Source organism: Vibrio sp. 10N.286.52.C3, from assembly GCF_041468865.1.
GTDB lineage: Bacteria > Pseudomonadota > Gammaproteobacteria > Enterobacterales > Vibrionaceae > Vibrio > Vibrio crassostreae_C.
The window spans coordinates 1-6,047 of record NZ_JBFRJM010000087.1 but is presented as its reverse complement, the minus strand read 5'-3'; the positions used below and the strand labels follow the sequence as shown (position 1 = coordinate 6,047).

5 protein-coding genes are annotated in these 6,047 nt (G+C 40.5%); all 5 read right to left on the bottom strand.

Features of this window, described 5'->3' with window-relative positions; translation table 11 throughout:
• Positions 1–80 precede the first annotated feature (80 nt).
• A complete protein-coding gene (gene gspS2 / locus AB4138_RS22870) occupies positions 81–446 on the bottom strand; it encodes a type II secretion system pilot lipoprotein GspS-beta (protein ID WP_016796828.1) in 366 nt (121 codons plus the stop codon).
• Positions 403–1,539, bottom strand: coding sequence for an alanine/ornithine racemase family PLP-dependent enzyme (locus tag AB4138_RS22865; RefSeq protein WP_372182031.1), 1,137 nt, complete (start codon positions 1,537–1,539; stop codon positions 403–405). Before AB4138_RS22865 ends, gspS2 begins: the two co-directional genes overlap by 44 nt.
• Positions 1,536–2,741, bottom strand: coding sequence for a DUF1611 domain-containing protein (locus AB4138_RS22860; RefSeq protein ID WP_016790224.1), 1,206 nt, complete (start codon positions 2,739–2,741; stop codon positions 1,536–1,538). Before AB4138_RS22860 ends, AB4138_RS22865 begins: the two co-directional genes overlap by 4 nt.
• 607 nt (positions 2,742–3,348) lie before the next feature.
• Positions 3,349–5,187, bottom strand: a complete 1,839-nt coding sequence (locus AB4138_RS22855) for a hypothetical protein (RefSeq protein WP_372070324.1) — start codon at positions 5,185–5,187, stop codon at positions 3,349–3,351.
• A gap of 387 nt (positions 5,188–5,574) precedes the next feature.
• The gene (locus tag AB4138_RS22850; protein ID WP_372157277.1) at positions 5,575–5,892 is read right to left on the bottom strand and encodes a hypothetical protein; all 318 of its coding nucleotides are present in this window, start codon (positions 5,890–5,892) and stop codon (positions 5,575–5,577) included.
• Positions 5,893–6,047 lie beyond the last annotated feature (155 nt).

The following is a 6,047-nucleotide window of genomic DNA, read 5'->3' as shown; positions in this document are numbered from 1 at the left end:
CGGTCAAACCTCAATAAAATAGTGTCATTGAGTACATTGAACAACTCGTATTGGCTTTTATCCATTCGACTGCTAAGCATTCAATTAGAGCACTTAGCTAGAGAAATGACGTTAAGGCTTTCTACTTTCTCATTTTTTCCTAAGGTAATGATTCGATAAGAGATCCCACTCTCTAATAGTGGTCTTATTTCGATGTTGTCACAAAAACTAACGGCGACTTTTTCTACTAAGCGGTCCATATTCAAAGTTTTCTTTTTTATGAAAACAAGAGTGACACTATTGCCCTCTGACTGAGCATTTACGAGTGTGATTGAGCCTAACTCTTGTGGAAGTTGGCTTGAAATAACTGTCGCTCTATAATCGGCAAGTCCATTAGATTTTATTGGGCTTATCTGACAACCGTTAAGCATGACACTGACGAAGAGAATTACAGTTGTTCGTAGCATTATGCGCTCCTTCTTCCTTTCTTCTCCCTTTAGGTGCCTTAAAATATTTATGGATATAACGTGAAGACATAGAAGATAAGAGCGCACTGTAATCTAAACTGAATGTGACTTTTTCCCCTACAAGTAGTGGTTTCTGTGAGGATTCAAGGACAAGGTGATCGCTAGTTGAAGACATGATCTTAATCCCATTCGGAGCCTTAAGCCCGCCGACACAAACATCTTGGCGGCCTAATGCCAGAATAGCTTGCGATACCTCCCCTCTATCTTGAAGGTTTTCTTTTTCACCAAAAGCATTTAACCCCCGACTTCCCCAAGGCAAAGCCGGTTTAATTTTGGATTCAATCACTTCAGCGGTCAAAGAAATCGCATCTGTATGTAAGCCTTTGATATTTTCGTGCTCTAAAGGCTCACAGCCTAAAAAAATTGCTTCTCCTATACGAAGGTGATTGACTCGAGTTAAGCCTGTTCTCTGAAGAGCCCAGTTAACTGAAGCAGAATTACCCCCTGAAATAATTTCTAGATTGATCCCAAATGTAGCTTCAATTCCATCGGCAAGATCAGAAAGAATATTCATATTTTTATCATCTGGAGCGACACCATACCGACAAGCTAAATTCGTACCAATTCCTTTTATCGTGATGTTTGGTAAAGAAATAATCTCACGGATAAAATCAATCACGCGATTAGGCATCACACCTTCTCTGAGATCGCCAAGCTCAACCATAATAATAATATCGTGACGGCAATTTTGTTGTTCCGCTGCATGTGAAAGCCTCTGAATCACTTCAACTTCAGAGTTTAAACTCATATCACTGTATTTTATTACGCTCGCCACTTGACTGAGCATGGGTGTACGTATCAGCATTTTGGGGATAGAAATGCCAGATTCAGTCATCTTTTGAAGATTTTCGATTCTTGAATCGGCTAACATTGGTGCGCCAGCATCAATAAGAACTTGTGCGATGATAGGGTGGCCGAGGAAGGCTTTTGTTACAGGCGTAACGGATATATTTTTCAGTGAGAGCTGAGAAATCAGGAACTGAGCGTTATGATGAACTTTCCCACAATCGATGTCTAACCTAGGGTAGTTCACCCTTTTTCGGCCAGTTTACTTGCTATTATAGGAAAGGCTGACGTTACGATGTGCAGTAGATGTTCAACAGGCTGTGACAAGACATCAGTAACCGGTAAACCAAATTCGGTAGTGTAAGTGTCTATCGCACAACGTGTTTCATCCAACGACATATCTTCATGATTCAGTGTTAGTCCAATAACATTGGTATTAGAAAACGTTTCGATAAGATTGATTTCTGAGGCAATCGAAGGCATTGAGCAATCAGGAAAATCACTACGATATAAACGTTTAGGGGCATGTTGCAGTATCACACCCGTTGGACAACTGCCACGTAAGATAAAAGCGCTGGTTGAAAACGCAGGGTGACTCAAGGCTCCTTGCCCTTCAATAATAATCAGATCCGGATTTTCTTTTTCATAGGCCTGTACAATGACAGATTCCAACTCACCGGCACAAAATTGTGAAGGAACAGCATCGAGTGCAACGCAGTATTGTGCGCCCTGCATAATGCCTGTTTGACCAGTGGCAATCAGAACGACGTTAAGGCCTTTTTTAGTCAGTTCATTCGCCAATATTGTTGCTGTTGTTCGTTTTCCTAGCGCGCAATCCGTCCCCATTACAGCAATTCTCGGGCATTTAACGTTGTGTATTTTCCCGCTAAACGTTTTCAGTTCGCCTTTATTTTTGGGTTTGCGAGTATCGAATATTCGAACGTTATTCTTTAAGCTGGCTTCTAAAAATAGAGGATCATCGGTTAGGAATTCATGTAAGCCATTTACGATGTTCATTCCTAGTGACATGGCATTTAAAATGATGCTTTTATCTAAGTCAGATAAAAAGCCACTTGATGGCGCAATGCCAAAAATGAAGTAATCAGGAATGCTTTCTGCGTGAATGATAGCTTCTTCAGCATTAGCAAGGATCGGTATTCCATTGGCTTTGTTATCAAGAACTTCACCAGCATCTAAGCCAGCAGACTCACTATCAATAACCGATAGAATACGATAGCTTAACGAATGTCTCACTAACCCATTAGCGGTTTTACCATCAATTTTACCAAAATTACCTTCGCAATATACAATCGCCGAAGGGATTACAGGTTTTACTTTTTGAGCAAGTGGTAACCAAGGTGCGAAATGGGGTACGTCGTTGTTGATTTCTACATTTTCAATTCTAGTGAGTTTGAAGATGTTTCTTAACTTTTGGGTTGAAATGGACATAATTAAAGCCTGCGGTGAGGCTTAGGAGGGCAACTAAGGAGTGCCGAGATGCGAGTTCGGAAAAGAAAAGAAGTCCCCACTAAGCGGTAGGGATAACAACCAAGGTAACACACTCACCAGACTTTTGTTGGTTATTATTAATACGCTTTCTAAGTCTATCACTTTCAGGCTTCACCCATACTAACGTGACTGATTAGAGATCTAAGACTCATTGTTCAACGTCGCCGTATCAACCTCTCAGCTTTAAGGTTTCAAGATACTTTTTCTAATATCAGTTAAGTGAATTAGAGTTTTGAGTTTAACGCGTTTTTGTCCAGAGGCTTGATAGACCTGAAGTTTTACTCATGGCACTTTTCTAAAAAGTGCCAGCTAGCTCAGATCTGCCCCAAACCTTACGACGGGTTGACCGTATACTTCTGCTTAGCGTCATTTGACTGACTTTTTCTCATGCCAGTAGAATGTCTAGCTTTTTCAGGCCTTGCCTATACCTCAATATTAGACTTAACGAAGGTGAACTATCTGGCTCTAGTTCATCAAGAATTTAAAATGATAGAGAAATTAAAGACCTAGCGGTAACCCCTAGGTCTCAACGGACAATAAACAGTGTTTAGATTGATTTGGAGATCAAGTCAGCTTTCAGTAGCCCACCTTTAGTCAATAATTTAGGTGAAAAATTGGGGTTTCTACGCTGTTTAAATGCGGCTAGAATTTTCTGTAATCCCTCAGCTTCTAGTAAAGAAATGTTTATCTCTGTATCCATATCAGCTGCATCAACAAAGTCATCAGAAAATGCAGGTGCAACAATAAGTACTTGAGCGACCCGATGCCCGTTGGCTTCACAGCGCTTAACATATGCTTTAACTTGTCTAGACGTTGAAGAGTATTTGGAAAATTGTCCATTCTTAAATGACTTTGCTTCACCAACGATAACATCATCATTTTCTAACGAAATGATGATGTCAGCCTTGTCTTTAGCTGTGTTGATATCTTTTCTCAAATCCTCATCAACAGTCATGCCTAGTTGCTCTAGAATCGAACGAGTCGCCTCCTCAAATTTCACACCGATATCTGCTTCTTTGATATCAATACCTGCTGATTGAAGTCCTTGAAGGTCACGACAGGCCAAAAGATGATAGTTTTCGATGAGTCGATCATTGGCACTGGCAAAGCTCTCGATAATTTGGCTTCTAGGGTTGCCACGTCGAGGCAAATTCATATCATTGCGGATAGTCTTAATCTCATCATTACTATAGAGATAAAGGATATCCAATGGTGTGATACTTAGTGCTTTGAGGCGTTCAGGGTCGAGCGTCTCTTTGTTCTCAATTTCGAAGTCTGCTCGAATCCTATCTTCAACATTTAATTCGTTTTGAGACAGTGCTTCGAGTAGTTCTTTATAGCCACTTACACTAAGTACGTTAAACTCTTCTTCTTCTGAGGACCTTAGGTGTTCAATTAAAACATCAATGCGGTCTTGTAGCCTTGTCCCTATTCTTGAAATATCGAGGTCCATATCTTCAATGAGTTGCTTGATTCGTTCTTTTCTCTGATTTTGAGTGGCATCTTCAGCGTGAAGATCTGTCATTAAAATACTTCTGATTGATAAGCCAGAGTGCGAAATTGTGGTTATTTTGTCTTGTCTTTCAATGCCACGAATTTTGTAGCCGTGGTTTTTGAGTATATTGGAAAGATCAGCATCAGAAAGTGACCTTAGAATGCGAAGGACATATTTATCATGCAGCTCTTTGCCAAGAACGTCATGAAGAGATTCGATAACTTCATCGGCAATCATAATTTCAGAGCGACGGCGGTTGATAAGGATGACACCGTTTTCTCGAAGGTACTCTAATGCACTTTCAATACCTAGTTCTGGAATTGGGTCGACAGAGTGTTCAATCGCATGAATTTCCTCTCTTGAAAGCGCTAGACGTTCAGCTAAGACATTTAAGATGCTTCGTTCATCTTCAGATATCTTTGCGGTGCGATTAGACCTTAAATCGTTGTTAAATGCTGTTTTCATGCACTCACGGTATATATCTAGGCGATTCAATCGCTCAAAGTCGCTTGAGTCATTTTCTTCAATCTCTTTGATGAGGCTTTGGCTTAGCTCATCAATTTCGGTATATTCTTTGGCATAAAGATTTTCAATCCAAGGAATGGTAGCAATGCAATTCCCATCTCTGACTAGGATATTGATAAGTAAAGACACTTGAGGTCCGCCGATAGCGATTTGTTCTTTTAGGTGCTTTTGGAAAAGAGTCTGAATTAGACTAAATAATTGCGTGATTTCATTGCCTGATGCTGCTTTAAGTTGGCCATCGATTTTCTCGAGTTGTTTGGTTAAATCAGAATCTCCTTTGCTGTCTTGGCATAGCTTATCGATGCAATTTACAAACTTTGATCGCTCGACTTGATTTGTGTGGTTAAGAACCAAATTTAACTTCATGAGAATGTCCTACTGAAATACGTAAAGTAATCGGTGAATGATAACTCCGCGTTTTTATTAGGTATATTAATCAATATCAATCTGTTAACTATGTCACTGGTTTGATATAAGAAACAGGTAAATCTCCAAAGCAACTTACACAATCAATACTGAACTGTAAGAAAAGCGCTATTAAGCTGTCCAGATATGTGCCAATACGATCAACGTGAACATGACAGCTAGAACGTTTGTGCCCCATTGTGACTTTTGCATCCAAACTTATGTCTCGATGATTTGGTAACTTTGATATACAAATAGTAATGAATGGCAAAAGGCAGACCTGCCCCAGCTAGTTCACTGACAGCGGGCGCGTCGAATGTTTGACGCACTGGCTGAGACATTGTTTGACTAGTGGACTTGCCGAGTAGGCTTGTTTTGGTTTTCGTGTGTACGGTTTTTGAAGATAAAAGCAGAGAGCTTTAACACGCCATAACACAAAAAGGCGGGCACCATGGTCAGCACAGTAAGCTTAGCAAATGAGACGCCGAAAACCGCTAACCCAGATAGGTTTCGTTTTCCTTCTTCGAGTGCAAGCTCGGTTGCTTCACTATTTATTGTTTCTGCCCAAGTTGATAGCTCTAGGGTCCACATTACTGCACAGATGATAAGCGAGATGATTAAGACAATAGCAGAGCGCTGTTTCCAACGATAAACGAGATATTTCATTATACACCTGCCTTAGTGTTGTGTTTCTGTCTCATTTTTCTGCTCACACCTTTTATCCACTGCCAGTGCAGAGCGAGATGGATACCAAGCATTGGCATCACTAGGTTTCCTAGGTCATGATGTAGCTTGGACCAAACAGGCAGTATCTCTACTGG